The sequence below is a fragment of the Hymenobacter piscis genome, from assembly GCF_018760735.1.
Taxonomy (GTDB): Bacteria; Bacteroidota; Bacteroidia; order Cytophagales; family Hymenobacteraceae; genus Hymenobacter; species Hymenobacter piscis.
This window is the reverse complement of record NZ_JAHHZN010000020.1, coordinates 38540-60915: the sequence shown is the minus strand read 5'-3', so window position 1 is coordinate 60915 and position 22376 is coordinate 38540. Positions and strand designations below refer to the sequence as shown.

At 67.9% G+C, this 22376-nt stretch carries 21 protein-coding genes; 14 read left to right on the top strand and 7 right to left on the bottom strand.

The features are described 5' to 3' along the window. Positions 1-786: 786 nt before the first annotated feature. From KLP40_RS17270 to KLP40_RS17255, 4 genes are all read left to right on the top strand, one after another. The gene (locus tag KLP40_RS17270) at positions 787-1617 is read left to right on the top strand and encodes an aldo/keto reductase (RefSeq protein ID WP_215595073.1); all 831 of its coding nucleotides are present in this window, start codon (positions 787-789) and stop codon (positions 1615-1617) included. A gap of 240 nt (positions 1618-1857) precedes the next feature. Continuing rightward, a complete protein-coding gene (locus KLP40_RS17265) occupies positions 1858-2646 on the top strand; it encodes an MBL fold metallo-hydrolase (protein WP_215595072.1) in 789 nt (262 codons plus the stop codon). Between the two features lie 31 nt (positions 2647-2677). Further along, the gene (locus KLP40_RS17260) at positions 2678-4039 is read left to right on the top strand and encodes a carboxylesterase family protein (RefSeq protein WP_215595071.1); all 1362 of its coding nucleotides are present in this window, start codon (positions 2678-2680) and stop codon (positions 4037-4039) included. 150 nt (positions 4040-4189) lie between these two features. Further along, a complete protein-coding gene (locus tag KLP40_RS17255) occupies positions 4190-4483 on the top strand; it encodes a hypothetical protein (RefSeq protein ID WP_215595070.1) in 294 nt (97 codons plus the stop codon). Positions 4484-4629: 146 nt separating this feature from the next. On the opposite strand, the gene KLP40_RS17250 is transcribed toward KLP40_RS17255, so the two are convergent. Next, positions 4630-5688, bottom strand: a complete 1059-nt coding sequence (locus tag KLP40_RS17250; protein ID WP_215595069.1) for a response regulator — start codon at positions 5686-5688, stop codon at positions 4630-4632. Then, positions 5666-7279: a sensor histidine kinase gene (locus KLP40_RS17245; RefSeq protein ID WP_215595068.1), complete on the bottom strand. Its 1614-nt coding sequence runs from the start codon at positions 7277-7279 to the stop codon at positions 5666-5668. Before KLP40_RS17245 ends, KLP40_RS17250 begins: the two co-directional genes overlap by 23 nt. Before the next feature lie 371 nt (positions 7280-7650). On the opposite strand from KLP40_RS17245, the gene KLP40_RS17240 reads away from it, so the two are divergent. Then, on the top strand, positions 7651-7974 hold the full coding sequence (locus KLP40_RS17240; RefSeq protein ID WP_215595067.1) for a hypothetical protein: 324 nt from the start codon (positions 7651-7653) through the stop codon (positions 7972-7974). 149 nt (positions 7975-8123) lie between these two features. Next, complete coding sequence (locus KLP40_RS17235) at positions 8124-9002, top strand: universal stress protein (RefSeq protein ID WP_215595066.1); 879 nt, start codon at positions 8124-8126, stop codon at positions 9000-9002. 713 nt (positions 9003-9715) lie between these two features. Here the strand turns inward: KLP40_RS17235 and KLP40_RS17230 are convergent. From KLP40_RS17230 to KLP40_RS21305, 4 genes are all read right to left on the bottom strand, one after another. Then, complete coding sequence (locus tag KLP40_RS17230; RefSeq protein WP_215595065.1) at positions 9716-11965, bottom strand: xanthine dehydrogenase family protein molybdopterin-binding subunit; 2250 nt, start codon at positions 11963-11965, stop codon at positions 9716-9718. 30 nt (positions 11966-11995) lie between these two features. Next, positions 11996-13048, bottom strand: a complete 1053-nt coding sequence (locus KLP40_RS17225) for an FAD binding domain-containing protein (protein WP_215595064.1) — start codon at positions 13046-13048, stop codon at positions 11996-11998. A gap of 14 nt (positions 13049-13062) precedes the next feature. Then, entirely contained in the window at positions 13063-14070 is a 1008-nt protein-coding gene (locus KLP40_RS21575) for a 2Fe-2S iron-sulfur cluster-binding protein (protein ID WP_317196788.1), read from the bottom strand. Between the two features lie 236 nt (positions 14071-14306). Next, complete coding sequence (locus tag KLP40_RS21305; RefSeq protein ID WP_246558971.1) at positions 14307-14597, bottom strand: hypothetical protein; 291 nt, start codon at positions 14595-14597, stop codon at positions 14307-14309. A gap of 288 nt (positions 14598-14885) precedes the next feature. On the opposite strand from KLP40_RS21305, the gene KLP40_RS17210 reads away from it, so the two are divergent. From KLP40_RS17210 to KLP40_RS17175, 8 genes are all read left to right on the top strand, one after another. After that, positions 14886-15209: an ArsR/SmtB family transcription factor gene (locus tag KLP40_RS17210; protein ID WP_246558970.1), complete on the top strand. Its 324-nt coding sequence runs from the start codon at positions 14886-14888 to the stop codon at positions 15207-15209. A gap of 69 nt (positions 15210-15278) precedes the next feature. Further along, entirely contained in the window at positions 15279-16097 is an 819-nt protein-coding gene (locus KLP40_RS17205; protein WP_215595062.1) for a sulfite exporter TauE/SafE family protein, read from the top strand. Between the two features lie 63 nt (positions 16098-16160). Continuing rightward, the gene (locus KLP40_RS17200; RefSeq protein ID WP_215595061.1) at positions 16161-17522 is read left to right on the top strand and encodes an MBL fold metallo-hydrolase; all 1362 of its coding nucleotides are present in this window, start codon (positions 16161-16163) and stop codon (positions 17520-17522) included. Positions 17523-17602: 80 nt separating this feature from the next. Beyond that, positions 17603-17944: a rhodanese-like domain-containing protein gene (locus KLP40_RS17195; RefSeq protein WP_215595060.1), complete on the top strand. Its 342-nt coding sequence runs from the start codon at positions 17603-17605 to the stop codon at positions 17942-17944. A 97-nt stretch (positions 17945-18041) separates the two neighbouring features. Beyond that, entirely contained in the window at positions 18042-18602 is a 561-nt protein-coding gene (locus KLP40_RS17190; protein ID WP_215595059.1) for a YeeE/YedE family protein, read from the top strand. A gap of 11 nt (positions 18603-18613) precedes the next feature. After that, positions 18614-19231: a class I SAM-dependent methyltransferase gene (locus KLP40_RS17185; RefSeq protein WP_215595058.1), complete on the top strand. Its 618-nt coding sequence runs from the start codon at positions 18614-18616 to the stop codon at positions 19229-19231. Between the two features lie 24 nt (positions 19232-19255). After that, positions 19256-19666 (top strand): DUF6691 family protein, encoded by a 411-nt coding sequence (locus KLP40_RS17180; protein WP_215595057.1) that lies wholly within the window; start codon positions 19256-19258, stop codon positions 19664-19666. 43 nt (positions 19667-19709) lie between these two features. After that, positions 19710-21176, top strand: coding sequence for an OprD family porin (locus KLP40_RS17175; RefSeq protein WP_215595056.1), 1467 nt, complete (start codon positions 19710-19712; stop codon positions 21174-21176). Between the two features lie 96 nt (positions 21177-21272). Here KLP40_RS17175 and KLP40_RS17170 read toward each other — a convergent pair whose 3' ends face one another. Beyond that, positions 21273-22292: an L-threonylcarbamoyladenylate synthase gene (locus KLP40_RS17170; RefSeq protein WP_215595055.1), complete on the bottom strand. Its 1020-nt coding sequence runs from the start codon at positions 22290-22292 to the stop codon at positions 21273-21275. Between the last annotated feature and the right edge of the window lie 84 nt (positions 22293-22376).

Genomic DNA, 22376 nt, shown 5'->3' with positions numbered 1-22376 from the left:
GCCGCATTTAGCAACCGTGACAACCTCTCTTCAGGACTACTGACACGCCATCATCTCTCACCGAAAAACTGACAACTTATTTCCAGGATCGGACAACGGTCAACTTATTTCAGGACAAGACAGTGCGAACGTTCCGTAAAAAAACTGACTGGTGGCTCCATTGTCGACGCGCGTGACGACAGTTCCGCGACGAGAATACTCCGTTACCCGATCCGGCCCACAACCAGTGAACAGCAGTGAGGCCAGAATAAAAACCTTGTTTGGCATAGCGACGCGGCTTGGTAGAGGAGCCTGAGGGGCCAAGGTAAGAAACTTAAGTGCCCCCTGTGCCCTGTCGGATAAGGACTGATAGCCACGTTTTACATACCTATCCCACCGCCGTGGCTATGCTGCTGCCCGGCCTGGCGCACGCGCTGCTGGGCCACCTGGCGCTGCGCCTCCTGCTCCAGCTGGGGTCGAGTTCCTTCACCAGCCCGTAGAAGGATAGCATCAAAAAATTGTGGGGCAGCCAAGCTGCGTTCTAGCCTGCGATACTTCTGCCGTCACCATTAGAAGCCTAATCAATGGCGGCTTACCTAACTGCCCCACGGCTACTACCAGCACAAGCCATGTCGGCATCCGCTAAACTTGCTTGCCCCACACTTCCTGATGCTCTCCAGTGATAGGACCGGAGCGCCCGTCAGACTGCTAAACTCCGCCCGGCGAAGTCGGGCCGGCGGGGCCGGGGCCGGCAGGCAATACGCCGCGCCAGCAACCGCCGCCCCGCCCCTTACGTTGGCAGAAAGCATGAACTCAATCTGCTTTCCCGATGGCACCCGGGTGCCGGTGCTGGGCCAGGGCACCTGGAACATGGCCGAAAAAGCTGCCCGCCGCGCCGAGGAAATAGCCGCCCTGCGCGAGGGCGTGGCCCTGGGCCTGACTCTGATTGACACGGCCGAAATGTACGCCGACGGGGAATCGGAGCGGCTGGTGGGCGAGGCCCTGCGGGGCCTGCGCGAGCAGGTGTTTCTGGTAAGCAAAGCCTACCCCCAGCATGCCTCCCGCGACCGGCTGGCGCCGGCCTGCGAGGCCAGCCTCCGGCGCCTGGGCACCGACCGGCTCGACCTCTACCTGCTGCACTGGCGCGGCCGCGTGCCGCTGAGCGAGACCGTGGAGGCCATGGAAAACCTGGTGGCCGCGGGCAAAATCCGCCGCTGGGGCGTCAGCAACCTCGACGCGGCCGACATGCGGGAACTGCGGGCGGCGGGCGGAATGGCCTGCGCCACCAATCAAATTCTCTACAACCTCACCCGGCGCGGCCCCGAATACGACCTGCTGCCCTGGCTTGCTGATGAGGGCATTCCGGTTATGGCCTACAGTCCCGTTGAACAGGGCCGCCTGCTTGACAACCGGGTGCTGCGCGAAGTGGCCGCCCGTCTCGGGGCCACGCCGGCCCAGGTCGCCCTGGCCTGGGTGCTGCGCCAGCCCCAGGTTATGGCCATTCCTAAGGCCGGCCGCGTGGAACACGTGCGGGAAAACCGGCGGGCCGCCGACCTGCCCCTGACGGCCAGTGACCTGGCCGAGCTCGACGCCGGTTTTCCCCCTCCCCAGGAACCCACGCCGCTGGAGATGCTGTAACTCATTCCGGCCGCATACCTGCGGTACGGCCACCGGCCGGGAGTACCGGTCCCCTGGCGGCCCGAACTCAACTTCGGGGGTTGCTCCGACAACCTGGCCCAGGGCTCCGGCAACGCTTACCGAGATAAGACGCTGACCGCCCGCCGGAGCCATTGCCGTCGGTTGCTCTGCCAGGGCGCAGGTTTTGCCGTGGTGGCTGCGGGCGGTACTTACGTCAGAACTCATTCTTTACGAAACACCATGAAATTCCCCTTCCTGCTCACGGCCGCGCTGGCGGCTGCCCCCCTCCTGGCCTCGGCCCAGACGGCCCCGCCCGCCACGCCGCTGCGCGCCGCCCCCGACCAGCTTGCCACCCGGCAGGGCCCGCTCACGGTGCAGCCCATCACCCACGGCAGCGTCGTGCTGACCTGGAACGGCAAAACCATTTACGTGGACCCCTACGGCGGGGCCCCGGCCTACGAGGGGCTGGCCGCGCCCGACGTGGTGCTCATCACCGACATTCACGGCGACCACCTGGACACCAGCACCCTGGCGGCGCTGCCCCTGAATCAGGCCTTGCTGCTGGTACCCCAGGCCGTGGCCGACCAGCTGCCGGCCGACTACCGGGGGCGGGTGCGCGTGCTGCGCAACGGGCAGCGCCTCGATACGCTGGGCCTGCGCGTAACGGCCGTGCCCATGTACAACCTGCCCGAAACGGCCGACTCGCGCCACCCCAAAGGCCGGGGCAACGGCTACGTGCTGAAGCTCGGCGACAAGAACGTCTACCTCTCCGGCGACACCGAGGACACGGCCGAAATGCGGGCTCTGCGCGATATTGACGTGGCGTTTGTGTGCATGAACCTGCCCTACACCATGGATGTGCAGCAGGCAGCCCAGGGCGTGCTGGCCTTCAGGCCGGGTATCGTGTACCCGTATCACTACCGCGGCCAGAAGGGGCTCAGTGACGTGGAATCGTTCCGGAAAAGCGTCAACGCCGGCAACCGGAAAATCGACGTCCGGCTACGCAATTGGTACCCCACGGCCCCGTAAGCTCCCGTTTCCGGCCCTGCTTTCCCCATCCATGCCTTTCCCATCCGTACCGATTTCCACTCCGGCCGGCCTGCTTATGGGCTACCGCGACGGCGCGGTAGTGCGTGCCAACGGGGTGCGCTACGCCCGCGCCGAACGGTTTGAGCCGCCGGTTGATGAGCCGGAATCGGCCCGGCCCATTCCCGCCACCGAACCCGGCCCGGCCTGCCCCCAGGCGGAAGACGCGCTGCTGCGCGAAGCCCTGGGCCCGGCCATGGCCGGGCGCACCTACCACCCCGACTGCCTGCGGCTGAGCGTAACTGCCCCGGCTGATTTTGCGCCCGACCAGGGGCTGCCGGTGCTGGTGTGGCTGCACGGCGGCTCCTACGTCAGCGGGGCCGGCGACCTGCCCTTCTACGACCCGGCCCCGCTCGTGGCGGAGCAGCGCGTGGTGGTCGTGGCCGTCACGTACCGGCTGGGGATATTCGGCTTTCTGGGAAGGGCCTCGACGCCGGCCAACCTGGGGCTGCTGGACCTGCTCTCGGCGCTGCGCTGGGTGGGCCGCAACAGTGCCGCTTTCGGCGGCGACCCGGCCTGCGTGACGCTGCTGGGCCACTCCTCGGGAGCCGATGCGGCCGCCCACCTGATGGTGGCGGAGGGGGCTGCGGGCCTGTTTCGGCGGGTGATTCTGCACAGTGCCCCGCTGGGTTTGGCCCCCAACCGGGCCCGCATGACGCGGGCCATGGCCGCAGCCACCGAATCCTTGCTGCCCACCGACTCCGACGCGCAGGTCCTGCTCAGCCAGGAGCGGGCCAGCCGGGCGGCGCGCTGGGCGGGCCTGAAGGCGGGCATGCCCTTCGGCACCCAGTACGGGGCGTTTCCGTTGCCTTCAGAAGCCGCCGTAGAGGCAGCCTGGCGGGCCGTGGCTCCCCACCTCGACGTGCTGGTGGGTGCCACGGAGGAGGAGCTGCGGTTTTTCGCCGTCATCGACCCCCGGATCCGGTCGCTGGAGCGGGTGCCGGTACTGGGGCCGGCCCTGGTGCGGGGGCTGGTGGCGGCGGGCTCCCGGCGCATCTACCAGGAGCCCGCCCGCCGCTTTGCCGCCCGGCACGCGCAGGCCGGGGGGCGGGCCTTTCTCTTCAACGTAGTGTACCGCCCGCCCGGCAGCCTGTTCGGGGCCGCCCACACCATCGATCTGCCCCTGCTCTTCGGCACCCAGTCCACCTGGGCGGCCGTGCCCCTGCTGGGCGACGCGCCCTGGCCGGCGGTGGAGCGGGCCGCCCGGGAAGTGCGGCGCCTGTGGGCCGGCTTCGCCCGCACCGGCACGCTGCCGCCCGCCGTGGAGCTGCCGGGCGTGCTTCGCCTGCACCGGGTGGAGGCCGATCGGCCGATGGGGGAACGGACCGGCCGCTAGCCACCCGGCAGCGGCCCGGCAGTCGGCGTAGGGGTGTTTTTAAGGGGCATCGGCTGGATGCCCGGGCTGCCGGATTTAACCCGGGCGGCCCGGGGGCCGTAAGAAGGCAGAGCGGGCGCCGTTCACATCCCGGCCCGCCCGCTGATGTTTATGAGCGATACGCCTAAGAAAGACAACCAGCAATCGACTACCCCCACCAACGAGGCTCCCAACAAGATTGACGTGCCCCAGGAAGGCGACCCGCTTTTCACCCTGCACCACGCCCAGGCCGAAGCCGCCGTGGCGGCCGAAAACCAGGATGCCAGCGCCGTGACCAATACCTACATGACCGAGGAGCAGCAGCAGAACGTGGATGAGGCCATGCTGCCGCGCGATAGCCAGGGCTTCGTGCGGGGCATGAGCGAGCCCGGCGTGATTGGCTCCAACGCCGGCGACCACAAATAGCCCCCCCGGGCACCCGCCCCGCCAGCAGGGCGGCACCCCATTTCCCTTCAGGTCTGCCCGTTAGCTACCGGGCAGACCTGCTTGTTTTACGACCATCGGCCCGGCCACCGCGGAGCCGGGCCGCTCGCACGAACGGTAACGGGCCGCTACCAGTTGCTGCTGCGGAGCTTTTCGGGGTGCAGCAGGTGCACGTAACCGGGCGCCACATCCAGAATCCCACCCTGGCGGAACTCGCTGAGCGTGCGGCTCAGTGATTCGGGCGCCGTGCCGATGAGGGCGGCCATGTCGTCGCGGCCCAGCGGGATGCGCGGGTCGGCGGGGGTCAGCTGCTGCTGCTGGGCGTGCAGGTGCAGCAGCGTGTCGGCCACCCGGCGGCGCAGGGAGCTGTAGGCCAGCTCGAGGCGGTGCCCGGCCTGCTGCTGCACCTGGCCCACCAGCAGGCGCACAAAGCGGCGGCTCACCTCGGGGTGGCGCAGCAGCAGCCGGCTGAAATCGGTGGCCGGGATGTAGAGGATTGCGGCTTCGTCCAGGGTCACGGCCGTATCGTGGTGGGCGGTGCCGGCCAGCAGGGCCTGGTAGCCCAGAAACTCGCCGGGGCCGAGCAGGGCCGTAATCAGCTCCTTGCCGGCGGCGGTGGTTTTGCTCACCTTCACGCGGCCGCTCTGCACGAAGTACAGGCGGGTGGCCTCGTCCCCTTCGGCGTAGAGAATGTGGCGGCGGGGCAGCACGTGGGGCCGCCGGTCGGCCACCAGCGCGTCCAGGCCATCGGCGCGGCCGGCATCGGCCAGGAAGTCGTGCACGCCGGCGGCGGTGGCGGGGTAGTCGGGGCGCAGGTGCTGAAAGCGGGCCAGACGGCCGGCCACGGCCGATAGCAGCTCCGAGTCGTCGAAGGGCTTGGTGAGGTAGTCGTCGGCGCCCAGCTCCATGCCCCGGCGCAGGTCGGCACGTTCGGTTTTGGCCGTGAGGAAGATAAAGGGCACCCCCGCCAGCCGGGGATTCTGGTTGAAGATGTGCAGCACGCCGTAGCCATCGAGCACGGGCATCATGATGTCGCACACCACCAGGTCGGGGCGGGTTTCGAGGGCTTTTTCCACGCCCGCCTTGCCGTTTTCGGCCGTGAGCACCCGGTAACCGGCCATTTCCAGGATTTCGGCCGTGTTCTCGCGGATGTCGTCGTGGTCCTCAATCAGCAGGATGGTTTTCATAGGGCAGGGTGAAGGTGATGGTAGTACCATTGCCCAGCGCACTGCGCAGGGCAATGGTACCGCCGAGCAGCTCCAGGTAGCGGGCCACGATGTAGAGGCCCAGGCCGGTGCCGGGCAGGTTGGTGGCGTTGCGGGCCCGGAAGAACCGCCCGAACAGGTGCTGCTGGTCTTCCGCGGAGATGCCGATGCCCGGGTCCTGCACGCTGATGGTGAGCTGCCCGGCCCGGGCCTGGGCGCGCAGGTGCACCACGGCCGCGGGGCCGGAGTACTTGAGGGCGTTGGAAAGCAGGTTGACGAGCACCTTACGCAGCAGGGAGGCATCGAGCCAGAGCTGCTCGTCGCCGCTGAGGGCCAGTTCCACGCGCTGGCCGGGGCGGGCCAGGGGCTGCACGTCGGCCACGGTTTCGGCCAGCAGGGTGGGCAGGTGCACGCGGCCGGGCCGGGCCTGCACCTGCCCCTCCTCGATGCGCCCCACCGAGAGAAACTCCTCCAGGATGCTGTTGAGGTGGTTCACCGCCTGGCGGATGCGGGTCAGCTGGCGGGGGCGGCGGGCTTCCAGCTCGGCCAGGGAGTATTTTTCGAGCAGGGCAACTGAGGTGAGCACCACCGTGAGCGGGGTGCGGAACTCGTGCGAGGCCATGCTCACGAAGCGCGACTTGAGCTCGCCCAGCTCCTGCTCGGCCTGCAGGGCCTGGGCCAGCTCCTGCTGGCGCTGCTCCAGCTGGGCCAGCGTGTGGGTCAGGGCCAGGGTGCGGTCGGCCACCTTCTGCTCCAGCTCGGCATTGAGGCGCTCCACGCGCCGGCGCTCGGCCACCAGGGCCTGGTCGGCCTGGCGCTGGGCCGTAATGTCGAGGATGTAGGATACCACGAACAGCTCCTCATCGAGATAGAAATAGCTCAGGCTGACTTCGACCGGAAACACGGAGCCATCCTGGCGCTGGCCTTCCAGCTCGCCGCGGTGGGCCCCCATGGCCCGCACCGAGGGGTTGGCGTTGAAGCCCTGGCGCAGCTGCTCGTGGTGGCGGCCGGGTGCCGCGGGCACCAGCTGGTCGAGGCTGCGGCCGGGCAGCGAGCCGGCCGCGTAGCCGAACTGCTGGTGGGCCATCTGGTTGGCCGACACCATGCGGCCGGCCCGGTTGCAGACAATGATGCCGATGGTGGCGCTGGCCACCACGGCCTCGAAGCGGCGCACGCTCTGGGCCAGCTGCTGCTCGGCCTGGTGCAGGCGCTGCTGCCCGCTCAGGCGCACCAGCAGGTAGTCGTGGCCGTCGGCGGCGAAGGGTGTGAGCACCACCCGGGCCGGGAAGGTACTCCCGTCGAGGCGGGTTACGTCCACGTCGGTTTCCTGGAAGCCGTGGCGGCGGGCCTGGGCCAGCAGGTCCGTCCAGGCGGGCGGGCCCAGGGTGGGCGTGCGCAGCAGGGGGCGGGCATCAGCCAGCAGGGCCTGCTCGGAGGGGTAGCCCAGCAGCTGCACGCCGGCCGGGTTGACCTGCACGAAGCGCCCGCGCCGCACCTCGAACACCCCCACAAAACCGGGCGCCTGAGTGGTGGCGGCCTCCGTAAGGGCCTGGGAAAACGTGGCGGAAGGCATAGTGGGAAGGGAGTAGATGACGGGAGAGGCCGGGCGGCGGCCCGCGGGCGGAGCGCAAAGTAACCGGTTGGCGCCGGCATGACCAAGGTCACGGCCGCGGGTGAGCATGCTCATGGGGCCGGGGGATGGACGACGGTAGTTTTGCGGCTGTTCCCTTCCACTCATTTGTCCCTGGCTGTTGCGGCGTCCTCCCCTCCCGACCGAACCGGCACCCGCCGGACCGGCTCCCGCGGCGGCGCCAGGTGCCGCACCGTGTACGAACTGCCGGCCGCTGCGGGCAACGAGCCGCCGATTAAACCGGGCGCCATGAGCCAGTGGCCCCGGCATTCCGCTTCCGAACCTTGCTTCTCATCTGTTAACCCCTAACTCTTATGCTGACCCGTCGCTCCGCTTACCTGCTCGCCGCCGCCCTGCTCCCGGGCTTCTCCGCTGCCGCCCAGTCCGCCCCGTCCGGCCCGCAGGGCACCGATATTCTTACCTGGGCCGTGTGGTGGCTGGCCAGCCTGGTCCTGCTGCTGGTGCTCGTCACGGGAGCTTCGCTGGCGTCGGGGGCCCGCCGGTATGTCCGTCAAGCGCAAACGTCCGCTCCGGAAGCGGCCACCGCCCCGGCTTCGGCGCCGATGGCGGGCCCCGCTGCGCAGCCGGCCTTGCCCCGCCCGGTAGTGGCAGCGCCGGTTGAATACGCCGCCGCCTAAAGCTACGGTCTGCCTTCTGACGGCGGCCAGGCCGGGGCCGGGAGGCCGTGGCCCCGGGCTGTAGCCTGCTGCCACGACCTGCTGCCCCGGCCCCGCCGCCCTGAGCCGTGCTTCTGCTTCCGGCTTCTCACTTCCAGCTTCATCTGCCCATGCCTACCCTACTGGTTCCCATTGACTTCACGCCGGCCTCCGAAAACGCCCTGCGCTACGCCAACAAGCTGGCCCTGCGCCTGGGGGCCGATGTGGTGCTGGTACAGGCCGCGCCCGACGCCTACCTGCTCCCCGAACGCCAGGAAAACGCCCTGCAGCGCCTGAGGGCCCTGGCCGAGCGTCTGCGCTACCAGCAGCTCACCCGCCAGAATGGCCGCCGCATCAGCTACCATTACCACCTGTGCTCGGAGCCCCTGCCCGAGGGCCTGCAGGTGCTGGTGCAGGGCTACCGGGCAAGCCTGGTGGTGGCCGGCCTCACCCTCACGGACTGCGCCGCCGCCCGGGCGGCCGGTGAGCCAGTTACCCGGTTGCCGGAGCTGGTCAGCTGCCCGGTGCTGCTGGTGCCCCCCGGCCACCACGAGCTGGCCCGCCGCGTGGCCTTCACGGCCGACTTCGCGCGCCTCGATGCGGCCCACTGGCTGCCCCGCGTGGCGGCTTTCACCCGCGCCAGCGGCGTCTGCTTCGACCTGGTGCAGTTCTACGCCGCTGACCGCCGCGAGTGGCCCGCCGCCCAAATGGCCCTGCAGCATGCCACCGCCCTGCTGCCCGACGCCACGCCCCACCTGCTGCCCGAAGAGGACCTGCTGGAAGATTTCAGTGAGTTTGCCGAGCAGCGCCAGGCCCAGCTGCTGGTGCTCGGCACCACCGACGGCTGCCTCACCCGCCGCTATTTCAGCCCCCGCTACCGCCTCACCGCGGCCTATCACCTGCGCGTGCCGGTGCTGGTGCTGCCGCTGGCCCGCCAGCCCTCGGCCGCCCGCTGCGCCCGGTGTGGCCTGCTGCCGGCCGTGGCCACTCCCCTCCCGCTCACGTTCTGAGGTCGGACTTTCGGTTCCTGGTTTGGCTCGTCTGAGGTGGTCCAGTTACGATGGGCAGTTTAGGACACTGAATAGAAGAAGCTGTTGGCGCGTGGGATACGGTGTCTGATAGTCGATGCCGGAGTGCAGGCACTCGTGCTTGTAGCAGTCAAAATAGCCAGCCGCGCTGGCCTGGGCGTCGGTTAGGTCGGCAGCAGCGGGCCGCCCGCAGACTTCGAGCACCTCCGTTCTGAGGCGCGACCACGGACACAAAAACCTTTATGCGGTTTTCAGCCTGCGCATTATCGTAGCCGTTGCCCCGGCGGCTCTGTGAGCGCAGCGCCCGGTGGCAATGCAGCAGCCTGTGGTAGGTGTTGCCGCAGTACCGCCCTCCCCGGTCGGAGTGGATGACGAGGCCCGAGGTGGGCGGCTGCGACCAACAGGCCCAGCACTTACCTGCTGGCCAGGTCCTGAAAAGCGCACGGGAAGGCCTAATCGCCGTTGGCCAGTGGCAGGTAGCGCAGAGGCTCCGGCTGCCCCGGACGCGGTTGGCCGGAGTGGATTTGAGCTGATTCAGCCGCCGGTTCGGCGCGCAGCGCAGCCCGTGGGTCGAACCGGGGGCGTGCGACGTAAACGCTTCCGGACGGTTTTCGAGCTGACAAACTCTCTACCTGTTTCCGGACAAGACCCGGGTCGGCGTGCTGTGCAGCCTGATTTTCAGCGTAAAATACTCCTCACGTCCGCATCAACTTGTCCGGCGTCAGTGGCAGGGAACGGAGGCGCTGGCCCGTGGCGTGAAACACGGCGTTGGTGATGGCCGCGGCGGTGCCCACGCACCCAATCTCGCCGATGCCGCGCGCGCCCAACTCGCTGATATGGGGGTCGGGAATGTTGAGCCACTCCACCTGCATGTCGGGCGTGTCGGCCATGCTGGGCACGTGGTAATCGGCCAGGTTGCGCACCACGGCGCGGCCGTTGCGCGCGTCGTAGTGCGTCGCCTCCATCAGCGTGGCGCCCACGCCCATGGCCATGCCGCCGATGATCTGGGAGTGCGCCGTTTTGGGGTTCATCAGCCGGCCCACATCGTAGACCCCGCACAGCCGGGCCACGCGAATCGAGCCGCTGGCTTCGTCGACCCGCACCTGGGCAAACACGGCCCCGAATGAATAGAACGAGTACTTGTCGCGCTCTTCCCCCGGCTTGGCCCCATCGGTGGCCACGATGGAGGGCAGCCTGGCCCGGCGCAGAATCGCGCCGTACTCTTCCCCGGTACCAGGCTGGGCTTTCAGCACCAGGCGCCCTTCCCGGGCGTCAATCGCCTCGGCCGTCGCGCCGAACAAGGGTGATTGCGCGTCTCGTACAGCCAGGCTTATGAGCGCTGCCAGCACCGCCCGGGCGGCGGCCTGCGCCGCCGGACCCACGGTGGCCGTGGTGGTGGAGCCTCCCGACGTGGGCGCCGGCGGCAGGGCGGAATCTCCCAGCTCAAACCGCACCCGATCCACGGGCAGGGCCAGCGCGTCGGCGCTGATTTGGCGAAAGATGGTGTAGGCGCCGTTGCCCAGCTCGTGGGTGGCGCTCTGCACCAGGGCCCGGCCGTCGGCGAAAATAGTTGCCCGGGCCTGGGCCTCCTTCCGGCCGGCCGGGTACATGGTGGTGGCCATGCCGTAGCCCACAAGCTGGCTGCCTTCGCGCATGGAGCGCGGCCTGGGGTTGCGCTCATCCCAGCCGATGAGTTTGCGGCCCCGGGCGTAGCACTCGCGCAGGTGCTTGCTGCTCCAGGGCTTGCCCGTTTCCGGATTCTTGTCGGCGTAGTTGCGCAGGCGCAGCTCCACCGGGTCCAGGTTCAGCTCGGTAGCCAGCTCGTCGATGGCACACTCCAGCGCCCAGCCGCCCACGGTTTCGCCCGGCCCGCGCATGGGGCAGGGCGAGGGCAGGTGCAGGTGGGCCAGCTGGTGGGCAAAGCCCAGGTTGGGCACGGCGTACATCATCCGCGACACCCGGGCGCAGGGCTCGGTATAGCCGCTGGACTGGGAAGAGTGCGTCAGCGTGTCGTGGCGCAGGGCGGTGATGTTGCCGGCCCGCGTGGCGCCCAGCGACAGGGTTTGGCGGGTGGCGGGACGATGCCCGGCCACGGCGAACATGTCCTGGCGCCGCCACTCGATTTTTACCGGCCGCCCGACCACCCGCGCGGCCATGGCCGTGAGCAGGGCGGGGGCGTAGAGCCAGCCCTTGGCTCCGAACGCGCCGCCCACAAAGGGGCAGATGACGTGCACGCTTTCCTTGGGCAGGCCCAGGGACGTGGCCATGATTTCCTGCAGGATTTCCAGGCCGCGGGTGGTGTCGTAGAGGGTGAGGAAATCGGCGCCGTTGCGCTTTTCCCAGCGGGCGATGGAAGCCAGCGTCTCGATGGGGTTGTGGTGGGTGATGGCCGACTCGTAAACCCGCTCCAGCTTCACGGGGGCGGCAGCCAGGGCACCGGTGGGGTCGCCGACGGTCACCTGCAGCTTTTCCTCGTTGTTGCCCAGAAACGTTTCGGGCAGGGTTTTGCGGCTCGCCGCGGCCATGGCCAGGTCGGGCTCCTGCCCGGCGTAGCTCACGCGCACCAGCGAGGCCGCGTACCGGGCCCGCTCGTGGGTGTCGGCCACCACCACGGCCAGGGGCTGACCGGCGTACTCGATGGCAGCGCTTTGCAGGGGCTGGCTGGTTTCGGTAATGCCGCCTTCGCCCCGAAACAGGGTGCCGCCGATTTTCTCGGGAATGGGCTGCAGGCGGGGGGCGTTATCGTGGGTGAGCACGGCCAGCACCCCGGGGGCCTGGCGGGCGGCCGCCACGTCGATGCTTTGCACTGTGCCACGGGCCTGGGCGCTGTCTACCACGGCCCCGTACACCAGGCCGGGCACTTCCCACTCGGCGGTATAGCGCGCCGCGCCGGTGACTTTGAGGCGTCCGTCTACGCGGTCGAGGGATTTTCCGGTGGCTGGCATTGCGGGGAGTTAGGCTAAGAAGGGAACAGGTTAACGGGGCACGGCGAACTGGCCGGCCACGCCGCCCACACTGGCCGCGAAGGCCGTGCCGGCGGGTCCCTGCAGGGGCTGCAGGCCATTGGTTTCCAGCAGGGCGCGCACCATCAGGTTACGGCCCATGGGAATTTTATAGGCGTTGTGCTCCAGGGGCCTGGCGTCGGCAAAAGCGGCGTCGGCCGCGGCCCGGAACAGCGGCTCAGTCGGCACCTGGCCCGCGAGCAGGGCTTCGGCGGCCGTGACCCGCCAGGGCTTGGAGGCGACGGCCCCCAGCGCCACCCGCGCCCGGCCAATCGTGCTGCCGTTCATTTCCAGGGCCACGGCGCACGAAACCAGCGCATACGCGTAAGAGGCCCGCTCCCGCACTTTCAGGTAGTGGGAGCGGCCGCTGAAAGCCGGCAGATCGATGCTGGTAATCAGCTCGCCGTGCGCGAGCACCGTATCCCGGTGGGGCTGGTCGCCGGGCAGGCGGTGCAGGTCGGGAAACGCAATGGTGCGGGGGCCGTCCGGGCCCAGGGTCTGCACGCGGGCGTCGAGCGCGGACAAGGCCACGGCCAGGTCGCTGGGGTGGGTGGCCACGCAGGCCGCCGAGGCTCCAAACAGGGCGTGTACGTGGTTGTAGCCGCCGATGGCCGCGCAGCCGCTGCCCGGTTCCCGCTTGTTGCAGGCCTGGGTGGGGTCGCGGAAATACGGGCAGCGCGTGCGCTGCAGCGGGTTGCCGCCCATGGAGGCCATGTTGCGAATCTGCGTGGAAGCTCCCGCCAGCAGGGCCTCGCTCACGGCCGGGTAGCGTTGCCGGATGTCGGCGGAGGTGGCGGCCGCGGTGTTGGAGACGCCCGCACCGATGCGCACCCCACCCTCATGGGCGGTAATCTGCTTAAAGGGCAGTCCCGAGACGTCAACCAGCAAGCTGGGGTGGAGCACACCTTCCTTCATCAGGTCTACGTGGGAGGTGCCGCCGGCAATGAAGGTGCCGGCAGGGTCTTGGGCCACGGCGGCTACCGCCTGGTCGGCGGTTTCGGTGCGCTGGTACTGGAACGGATGCATGGGCAAGGTCGGGGTTAAGCGCGCTGGACTTCCTGAATGGCCGCAAGGATGTTGGGGTAAGCGGCGCAACGGCACAGGTTGCCGCTCATGGCCTCCCGGATCTCAACGGCCGAACCGAGCTGCGCAGTCTGATCCTGCAGCAGCGCCGTAGCCGCCATCAGCTGCCCCGGGGTGCAATAACCGCACTGGAACGCATCGTGCCGGAGAAAAGCGGCCTGTAGCGGGTGCAGCTCCTCCCCTTTGGCCAACCCTTCGATGGTCGTGATTTCCTTGCCCTGGGCCATGACGGCCAGCGTCAGGCACGAGAGGGCGCTTTGCCCATCGAGGTGTACCGTGCAGGCACCGCACTGGCCGTGGTCGCAGCCTTTTTTGGTGCCGGTCAGGTGCAGATTTTCCCGTAGCGCATCGAGCAGGGCCACGCGCGGGTCGAGCTGAAGCTGGTGGGTTTGGCCATTGATGCGTAGCGACACGGCAAGCGTGCTGTCGCCGCCGGCTGAATCTGCGGCAGCGTCGGCGCGCTGGTTGTCGGCATCAGCCGACACCGTACAGCCCGGCAGCAACAGGAGCGCGCTGGCCGCCAGGGTGGCGGTTACGAACGTGCGGCGGGAGAGCCCGCCGCCGGAGGCGTCCGTTTCGCGGGTGGCCGGCGCGGGTGCGTGCAGGGCTTCCAGCGCGGCCAGCACCTGGCCGGGCCGTAAAGGCTGGCCGGGCGCCACCACGGTTTTCCACCGCACTACGCCGTGTTCATCAAGCAGGAAGAGGGCCCGCTGCCCGGCCACGCCAAACTGCGCCGCCAGTGTTCCGTGGCAGTCGAGGGAATGCCACTCCTCGGCGGCAGTGTCGAGAAAGGCGGCTCCGTTGCCAAATTCGCTTGTAAGCCGCGCAAACAGCTCGCTTTGGTAGGCCCGCGTTGGGTCCCAGGCTTCGGGAGCGAAGGCCAGGATAACGGGGTGGCCGCGCAACGCCAGCAACCGGGACCCGTCGGGTAACACGCAGTCCGGAGCGAGGTCGCCGGTTTGCAAAGTAACTGGTGCTTCTTGCCTCATGCCGCTGACCTTACCTGAATGATTGAGTTGATACGCCCTATCCTTGGATACGTATGGGCGTGCGCAGCGTTGGATGAGCAACTGCTGTTACGGACGAGTGGCGCTGAATTGCTGGAAAAATGCTGTAATAAATAAAGGGGAAGAGTGGTCGAGGTGGTCGGGTTAATCCGGACAGAATTGAGGGGTAGCTTGCTGCTGCCATGCCCTAGAACTCATCTGAAAAAATCGACAAGCAGTTCAGGTGCGATGCCGCCTACCGTGCCGCGGCGCAGCGCCTGGCCGAGCAGAGCCGCCGCGGCGAGTGCTACGGCAACGCTCAGGCCGAGAACCGGAAGTCCCGCCTCAAAACGGAGGTGCTGGAACTGTGCGAGTGGCCTATGTTCGCCGCGCTGGCCGACGCCCAGACCAGCGCGGCCGGTTATTCTGACTACTACAGCTATGCCCGACTGCACGCTGGCATCGGCTACCAGATATCGTATCACGCTCACCAACAGCTTCTTCAATTTAGTGTCCTAAACTATCCAGCGTAACCGGACCACCTCAATTGTACCATGAGTGGGGAGCTGCCCATGGGCGTGTTGGCCCTTGTGCAGGCCTTTGGTGAGGTGTAGGGGCGCACCTACGGCGCCCAGATGCGCCGCAACGCCACCCGGCAGGGGCTGCGCCCCGGCGTGAAGTGGGCGCCGGCGGCGGCCGGCCCACGGGACACGCGCCGAATTCGGGCGCATCGGGAACAATTTAGTGAGCTGGCTTGTATACATGAACAAATGATCATACATTTGCCCTACGATATGACTCCGATGCCCGCTGCCGCCCCGACTGATCTGAACCTGACCACTGAGAAGATGGAGAAGGTGGCCTTTATTCTCAAGACCACGGCCCACCCCACCCGTATTGCCATTGTGCAGCTGCTGGCGGCGCACGAAAGCCTGTCGGTGACGGACATCAGTGAAAAGCTGAGCGTGGAGCAGAGTCTGCTCTCCCACCACCTGACGGGCATGAAGCTCAAGGGCATCCTCAGTTCCTCGCGGGAGGGCAAGAATATCTTCTACTCGCTGAAGATGCGCGAAGTGGTGGACGTGATTCAGTGCCTGGCCGGCTGCACCTTTCTGTAGGAGCGCGGCCTTTTTTTACCGCAATACATGAACACCCATTCATAATTACATACATTCACCTGTTCTCCAATGCTTCCCTACTTCGGTTACTTCGCGGCCATCTTCATCGGGCTTTCTTTGGGTATTATGGGCGGCGGCGGCTCCATTCTCACCGTGCCGGTGCTGGTATACCTGATGGGCGTGAGCCCGGTGCTGAGCACGGCCTACTCGCTGTTTGTGGTGGGCAGCACTTCCGTGGTGGGGGCTTCGGGCTACTTCCGCAAGGGGCTGGTGTCCATCCCCACGGCGCTGGTGTTTCTGCTGCCCTCGCTGGCGGCCGTGTTTGCGGTGCGCAAGCTGCTGATGCCGGCCATTCCGCACGAGCTGTTCACGGTGGGCAGCCTCGTCTTTACCAAGGATTTGCTGGTGCTGGTGGCCTTTGCCGTGCTGATGGTGGTAGCCGCCACGTCCATGATCCGCAGTAAGCAGGCCGAAGAGGTGCCGGAGCATCAATCAGGTGGCAAAGCACCGCTCAACTACCCGCTGATTCTGGGCATTGGCCTGGTGGTGGGCACGCTCACGGGCTTCGTGGGGGCCGGCGGGGGCTTTCTGATTATTCCGGCCCTGGTGCTGGGCGCGCGCCTGCCCATGAAGCTGGCCGTGGGCACTTCCCTGGCCATCATTGCCCTGAACTCGCTCATCGGCTTTACCGGCGATTTGAGCGCGGGCACCCCCATTGCCTGGAGCTTTCTGCTCGGCTTTCTGGCCTTTGCCCTGGTCGGCATCGTGCTGGGCACCTACCTGGCCCGCTTCATTCCGGGCGCCAAGCTCAAGCCGGCCTTCGGCTGGTTCACGCTGGCCATGGGCACATTTATTCTGCTGCGCGAGCTGATGTTCAGTCACGCGTAATCTTTTCTCCTCCAGCAACCGATCATCTTTTCCCACTCCACTTTTTTCAACCCGTTTGCCGTTATGAAAATCGAACAGTTTGAAGACAAGGGCCTGGCTCACTTTTCCTACGCCATCCTGAGCGAATGCGCCCGCGAAATCGTGCTCATCGACCCCGCCCGCGACCCCCAGCCCTACTACGACTACGCCAACGCCAATGACGCCAGGATTGTGAGCGTCATCGAAACCCACCCCCACGCCGACTTCGTGAGCAGCCACCTGGAAATTGCCCAGGCCACCGGCGCCATTATCCGCGTGAGTAAATTGCTGGGAGCCGATTACGCCCACGAGGCCTTCGATGAGGGCCAGGAGTTCACCGTGGGCAAGCTCACGTTCCGGGCCCTGAACACGCCCGGCCACTCGCCCGACTCCATCAGCATCGTGGTGAGCCGCGAGGGCCAGGACGAGGCCGTATTTACCGGCGACACGCTCTTCATCGGCGACGTGGGCCGCCCCGACCTGCGCGAGAAGGCCGGCAACATGACCGCCAAGCGGGAGGAGCTGGCGAAACAGATGTACCACTCGCTGCGCGACAAGCTGATGCCCCTGGCCGGCTCGGTGCTGGTGTACCCGGCCCACGGGGCGGGCAGCCTCTGCGGCAAAGCCCTGAGCGGGGCCAGCAGCAGCACCATCGCCGACGAGAAGTTCGGCAACCCCATGCTGCGGGACATGAGCGAGGAAGAGTTCGTGCGCGAGCTGCTCCAGGACCAGCCCTTCATTCCCAAATACTTCGGCTACGACGTGGCCCTCAACAAAGCCGGCGCCCCCGCCTACGCCCCCAGCGTACAGCAGGTGCCCCGCCTGGCGGCCGGCACCGAGCTGGAGGCCGGCGTGGTCGTTATCGACTCGCGTCCTGAAGCCGAGTTCAAGCAGGGTCACGTAGAAGGCGCCATCAACATCCAGCAGGGCGGCAAGTTTGAAACCTGGCTGGGCTCCATCGTGGGCCCCGAGGAGCGGTTCTACCTGCTGGCCGCCGACGAGGCCACGCTCGAGGACCTGATTCAGAAAACGGCCAAAATCGGGTACGAAGCCCTGATCAAGGGCGCGCTGGTGGGTACCCCGGCGACCGAGGCCACGATTCCTCAGCTGGATGTGGACCAGTTCCGCCAGCACCCCGAGAACTACACCATCGTGGACATCCGCAACGCTACCGAGCACCGCGACGAGCCCATTTTTGCCGAGGCCCTGAGCATTCCGCTGCCCGAGCTGCGGGAGCGGGCTTCTGAAATCCCCTCCGATAAGCCCGTGGTGGTGCACTGCGCCGGCGGCTACCGCTCGGCGGCGGGCTCCAGCATCGTGGCCGACGCGCTGGCCGAGGAGGCTACGGTCTACGACCTGGGCGAGGCCGTGAAGTCGTTTCAGTCGGCTTCGGCAGCTGCTCACTAGCAAGCGCGTTGATTCGCGCCCGGGGGAAACGGTGGCCCCGGTTGTCCGCCGCCTTGCTCATTTGCCTTTTCTCGTTTGCCATGTTTGACTTTTTGAAACCCTCGGCCCCGGCCTATCAGAACCTGACGCCCGCCCAGTTTGCTGAAGGGCTGCGCCGCGAGCCCGGCGCCCTGCTGCTGGATGTGCGCCGCCCCGACGAGTTTGCCGGCGGCCACCTGCCCGGAGCGGTCAATATCGACGTGACCGGCCCCGACTTCGCCCGCCGCGTGGCCGCCCTCGACAAAACCAAGCCCACCTACGTGTACTGCCGCAGCGGGGCCCGCTCGGCCAGCGCCGCCACGCAGCTCACCAAGGCCGGCTTTGCCGACGTGGCCAACCTGCTGGGCGGCGTGCTCGACTGGCCCCACGCGCTGGTGCGCTAGATTGGTCACCCAGCCTGTTACCTGCCAACCCGCCCGGCCGGCGGCCCTGCTGCCGGTCGGGCTTTCGTTTCCCCACTTTTCTTCTGAACTGCTTTCTATGCTGGAATTACTTCGTCAGCCCTGGCCCTGGTACGTGGCCGGCCCGCTGATTGGCCTGACGGTACCCGCCCTGCTGCTGGTGGGCAACAAGGCCCTGGGCATCAGCTCCTCGCTGCGCCACGTATGCGCGGCCTGCGTGCCCGCGGGCATCCCGTTTCTGAATTACAACTGGCGCGCCGAAATCTGGAACCTGTGGTTTGTGCTCGGCATCGGCCTGGGCGGCTACGTGGGCTACCAGCTGCTGGGCCACCCCGACACCATTGCCATTTCGGCCGAAACCGTGCGCGACCTCAAAGCCCAGATGGGCCTGACCGACTTCTCGGGTCTGCTGCCCCGGGAGCTGTTTGCGCTGGAAAACCTCGCGAACTGGAAGGGCTGGGTGTTTCTGGTGCTGGGCGGCTTTCTGGTGGGCTTCGGCACGCGCTACGCCGGGGGCTGCACCTCGGGCCACGCCATTTCGGGCCTCTCCAACTTGCAGTGGGTGTCGCTGGTAGCCGTCATTGCCTTCTTCGTGGGCGGACTGCTGATGACCTGGGTGTTCTACCCCATGATGTTCTAACCTCACTTGCCATGAGCGCCTCTTCGCTGCCCGTCGAGTTCTGGGATGCCCGCTACGAAAGCGAGCAGTACGCCTACGGTACCGAGCCCAACGCCTACTTCCGCCAGCAACTGGATAAGCTCGTCCCCGGCCGCCTGCTGCTGCTGGCCGAGGGCGAGGGCCGCAACGCGGTGTACGCCGCCCGCCAGGGCTGGCAGGTGACGGCCGTGGACTTCAGCCACGAGGCCCGGGCCAAAGCCCAGCGTCTGGCTGTGGCCCAGGGCGTGCACCTGGACTACCAGGTGGCCGACCTCACAGCCCTGAGCTGGCAGCAGCCGGGGCACTACGATGCCATCGGGCTGATTTACGCGCACCTGCCGCCCATGGCCCGCTGGGCCGTGCACGCGGCCGCGGCCGCCAGCCTGGCCCCGGGCGGCCACCTGCTGCTGGAGGCCTTCAGCCCCCGCCAGCTGGGCTTGTCTTCGGGCGGCCCCAAAGTAGCCGAGCTGCTCTACGAGCCGGCTGATCTGGCCAGTGACTTTGCCGCGCTGCGCGTGCTGCACAACCAGGAAGCGGCCGTGGTGCTGCACGAGGGCGCCTTCCACGCCGGCCCGGCCCGGGTGGTGCGCCTGCTGGCAACCCGCGCCTGATTTTCACTTCTTTTCTTACTTGATATGAAAAACCTTAAATACCTGGTGCTGGGCGTGTTGTTCGGCATTATCCTGACCAAGAGCGAAGTCATCAGCTGGTTCCGCATCCAGGAGATGTTCCGCTTCCAGGCCTTCCACATGTACGGGGTCATCGGCTCGGCCATTGTGGTGGGCATGCTCTCCATTCAGCTCATCAAGCGCAACCGCCTGCGCACCATCAACGGCGAGGAAATCAAGCTGGCCGATAAGAAGTACAACCACGGCACCTGGATCGGGGGCACCATCTTCGGGCTGGGCTGGGCCCTGACCGGCGCCTGCCCCGGTCCGCTCTTTGCCCAGCTGGGCAGCGGCGTGGCCTCGGCCGCCGTGCTGATTCTGGCCGCCCTGGCCGGCACCTGGACCTACAGCGCCCTGCGCGAGCGGCTGCCTTTGTAGCGGCTGCCGCCGCAGCGCCGGCTCCCCTTTTCCCGTTTCTCGTATGTCTCGTTGGTTTCTGCTGGGAGCCGCGCTGCTGGCCGGCGCCCGGCTCAGTGTGGCTCAGTCCGCCCCTCCCGATCCGCTGCTGACCCACCCGGCGCCGGCCGCCCCGGCCGCCGCTACTGCCAGTAACCGGAAGTTTCCGGAGGCCGATTCGGCGGCGGCTCGCACGCCGGGGGAGGCACTGCGCCGGGGCGAATTCAACGCCCACGCCCGCACCATCTTCATGGCTACCCGCAACCGGGGCGCGGCCGCCGACTACTACGCACTGGGCGCGGGCGCGGGCCTGCGCTACGAGAGCCGCGCCTGGCATGGCCTGCAAGTGGGCGTGGAAGGCTTCTTTCTTAAAAACCTCTTTTCCAGCGCCCTGGCCGCTGCCCCCGGGCGCCCGGCCAGCCGCTACGAGCTCAGCCTCTTCGACCAGGAGCACCCCCACCACCGCGAAATCCTGCACCAGGTGGAAGAGCTCTGGGTACGCTGGCAGCCCCGCCCCGGCCTGCAGCTCACCTACGGCCGCCAGCGCCTCGACACGCCCCTGCTCAACTCCCAGGACTCGCGCCTGAGCCCCAACTTCGTGCAGGGCCTGTGGCTGGTGGCCCGGCCCGGGCCCGCAACCACCGTGCAGGGCGGCTGGCTTACCCACGTGGCGCCCCGCTCCCTGGACCGCTGGTATTCCCTGCGTGAGTCCATCGGGCGCTACTCCATGGGCCTGGCCCCCGACAGCAGCCGCGCCGACTACCTGAGTCACGTCTCGACCCGCGGGCTGGCCGTGCTGGGCCTGCGCCACACCTGGGGCCAGCGCGTCAGCGGGCAGGCCTGGCAGTATTTCGCCGACCACCTGCTGACGACCACCTGGCTGGAAGGCTCCGTGGCCTTGCCGCGCAAAGCCGGCACCTGGACGGCCAGCACCCAGCTGCTGTGGCAGCACGGCCTGGCCGGCCGCCGCGAGCAGCCAGTCAGCCAGCAGTACCTGGTGCCGGGCGAACAGGCCCGCGCCCTGAGCGGGCGCCTGGCCTGCCAGCAAGGCGCGTGGCACTACGCTGCCCACTACACCCGCCTCACGGCCCACGGGCGCTTCCTGTTTCCGCGCGAGTGGGGCCGGGAGCCGTTCTACACCACCCTGCCCCGCGAGCGGCTGGAAGGAGCCGGCAACGTGCACGCCGTGGGCGGCCGCGTGGCCTGGCAGCATCCCGCGCGGCCGCTGCACCCCCCCGGGCCCCGGCTGGAAGCCGGCTACGGGTACTACAACCTGTCGCGCCAGGCGGGGCTCAACAAGTACAGCCTGCCCGATTTTCACCAGCTTAACCTGAGCCTCACCCAGACCTTTGCCGGCCCGGCCCAGGGCCTGCGCCTGCGTACGCTCTACGCGGCCAAGTGGGGGGCCGACCGCTCAGCCTATCTGCCTGCCCACGCGGTCAACAAAGTGGACCTGCACCACCTGACCCTGGCGCTGGATTACGCCTTCTAGCCAGCAGCCGGCCCTGGGGCGGCGCGGAGTGGCCGGATGTTGCTTTTTGGGCGGCTGTCGGCTCGGCGCAGGGGCTATACAGCTAGCGGCGCAGGGCTAGCGGCGGGCGGCGGCTTTTTCCAGCCGCTCGTTCAGGGCCTGGCCCAGGCGGGAGTCGGGCAGCCGCTCGGCCAGCAGCAGCTGCAGCCCCAGGGCATCGAGCTGATGCAGGGCGGCGTACAGCCCGTGGGCGGCCTCGGCCAGGTCGCCGCGGCCGGGGCTCAGCACTACCTGCTGGGCGGCGGGCAAACCGGGCAGCGGCTCGCGCAGGGTAAGCGCGCCGGTCGTGGCGGCCTCAAACGCGGGCACTACCCCCAGCCCCGGCCCGAACAGCTGCAACGGCGTATGGGGAGAATAATGGTAGGGCAGCAGGCCCGGGCTGGCAGCCGGGCGGGCCTTTTCCGGCGCGGTGCGCAGGCGGGCGGCCGGCACCACGGCCTGCAGCATTTCCAGGGAAATTACGCCCGGCCGGTACAGCACCGGCTCGCCGGCCGGTCCGAAGCCGACTACCGTGCTTTCAATACCGGCCTGGCAGGCCCCACCGTCGAGCACGTAGGGAATCCGGCCGCCGAGCTGGCTGAGCACGTGCGCGGGCCGGGTGGGACTGATGTAGCCGAAGGGATTGGCCGACGGGGCCGCCAGCGGAAAGTCGAGCTGCCCGAGCAGCTCCTGCACCAGCGGATGGGCCGGAATGCGCACCGCCACATCGGGCAGGCCGGCCGTAACCAAATCGGGCACCACCGCCGGGTTGCGGGGCAGCAGCAGCGTGAGGGGACCCGGGCTGAAGGCGGCCAGCAGCTGGTGGGCCGCCGCGGGCACGGCCTCCAGGCGCACGTAGGCGCCCAGCTGGGCCACGCTGGCAAAGTGCAGGATGAGCGGGTTGGTAAGCGGGCGGCCCTTCACGGCAAAGATGCGGCGCAGGCTGTCTTCGCGCAGGCCGTGCCCGGCCAGCCCGTACACGGTTTCGGTAGGAACGGCCACCAGCTCGCCCGCGCCAAGCAGCGCGGCCGCGTGGGCCACATCGGTGCCGACCGCAGTGGTCCGGGCCGGCGGCGGGAGTTGGGAGGAAGAAGACATGCGGCTACGGGTGTTCCGCCGGCAGTACCGGCCGGCAGCGGGAAAAAGACAAAGCAGCAGCAAAGTAAACGCTTTTCCGGCGCG

Excerpts from the sequence above, each read along its gene's own strand:
- KLP40_RS17270 (WP_215595073.1), top strand. The coding sequence starts at position 787 with ATGAACTCAATCTGCTTTCCCGATGGCACCCGGGTGCCGGTGCTGGGC.
- KLP40_RS17265 (WP_215595072.1), top strand. The coding sequence starts at position 1,858 with ATGAAATTCCCCTTCCTGCTCACGGCCGCGCTGGCGGCTGCCCCCCTC.
- KLP40_RS17260 (WP_215595071.1), top strand. The coding sequence starts at position 2,678 with ATGCCTTTCCCATCCGTACCGATTTCCACTCCGGCCGGCCTGCTTATG.
- KLP40_RS17255 (WP_215595070.1), top strand. The coding sequence starts at position 4,190 with ATGAGCGATACGCCTAAGAAAGACAACCAGCAATCGACTACCCCCACC.
- KLP40_RS17250 (WP_215595069.1), bottom strand. The coding sequence starts at position 5,688 with ATGAAAACCATCCTGCTGATTGAGGACCACGACGACATCCGCGAGAAC.
- KLP40_RS17245 (WP_215595068.1), bottom strand. The coding sequence starts at position 7,279 with ATGCCTTCCGCCACGTTTTCCCAGGCCCTTACGGAGGCCGCCACCACT.
- KLP40_RS17240 (WP_215595067.1), top strand. The coding sequence starts at position 7,651 with ATGCTGACCCGTCGCTCCGCTTACCTGCTCGCCGCCGCCCTGCTCCCG.
- KLP40_RS17235 (WP_215595066.1), top strand. The coding sequence starts at position 8,124 with ATGCCTACCCTACTGGTTCCCATTGACTTCACGCCGGCCTCCGAAAAC.
- KLP40_RS17230 (WP_215595065.1), bottom strand. The coding sequence starts at position 11,965 with ATGCCAGCCACCGGAAAATCCCTCGACCGCGTAGACGGACGCCTCAAA.
- KLP40_RS17225 (WP_215595064.1), bottom strand. The coding sequence starts at position 13,048 with ATGCATCCGTTCCAGTACCAGCGCACCGAAACCGCCGACCAGGCGGTA.
- KLP40_RS17210 (WP_246558970.1), top strand. The coding sequence starts at position 14,886 with ATGACTCCGATGCCCGCTGCCGCCCCGACTGATCTGAACCTGACCACT.
- KLP40_RS17205 (WP_215595062.1), top strand. The coding sequence starts at position 15,279 with ATGCTTCCCTACTTCGGTTACTTCGCGGCCATCTTCATCGGGCTTTCT.
- KLP40_RS17200 (WP_215595061.1), top strand. The coding sequence starts at position 16,161 with ATGAAAATCGAACAGTTTGAAGACAAGGGCCTGGCTCACTTTTCCTAC.
- KLP40_RS17195 (WP_215595060.1), top strand. The coding sequence starts at position 17,603 with ATGTTTGACTTTTTGAAACCCTCGGCCCCGGCCTATCAGAACCTGACG.
- KLP40_RS17190 (WP_215595059.1), top strand. The coding sequence starts at position 18,042 with ATGCTGGAATTACTTCGTCAGCCCTGGCCCTGGTACGTGGCCGGCCCG.
- KLP40_RS17185 (WP_215595058.1), top strand. The coding sequence starts at position 18,614 with ATGAGCGCCTCTTCGCTGCCCGTCGAGTTCTGGGATGCCCGCTACGAA.
- KLP40_RS17180 (WP_215595057.1), top strand. The coding sequence starts at position 19,256 with ATGAAAAACCTTAAATACCTGGTGCTGGGCGTGTTGTTCGGCATTATC.
- KLP40_RS17175 (WP_215595056.1), top strand. The coding sequence starts at position 19,710 with ATGTCTCGTTGGTTTCTGCTGGGAGCCGCGCTGCTGGCCGGCGCCCGG.
- KLP40_RS17170 (WP_215595055.1), bottom strand. The coding sequence starts at position 22,292 with ATGTCTTCTTCCTCCCAACTCCCGCCGCCGGCCCGGACCACTGCGGTC.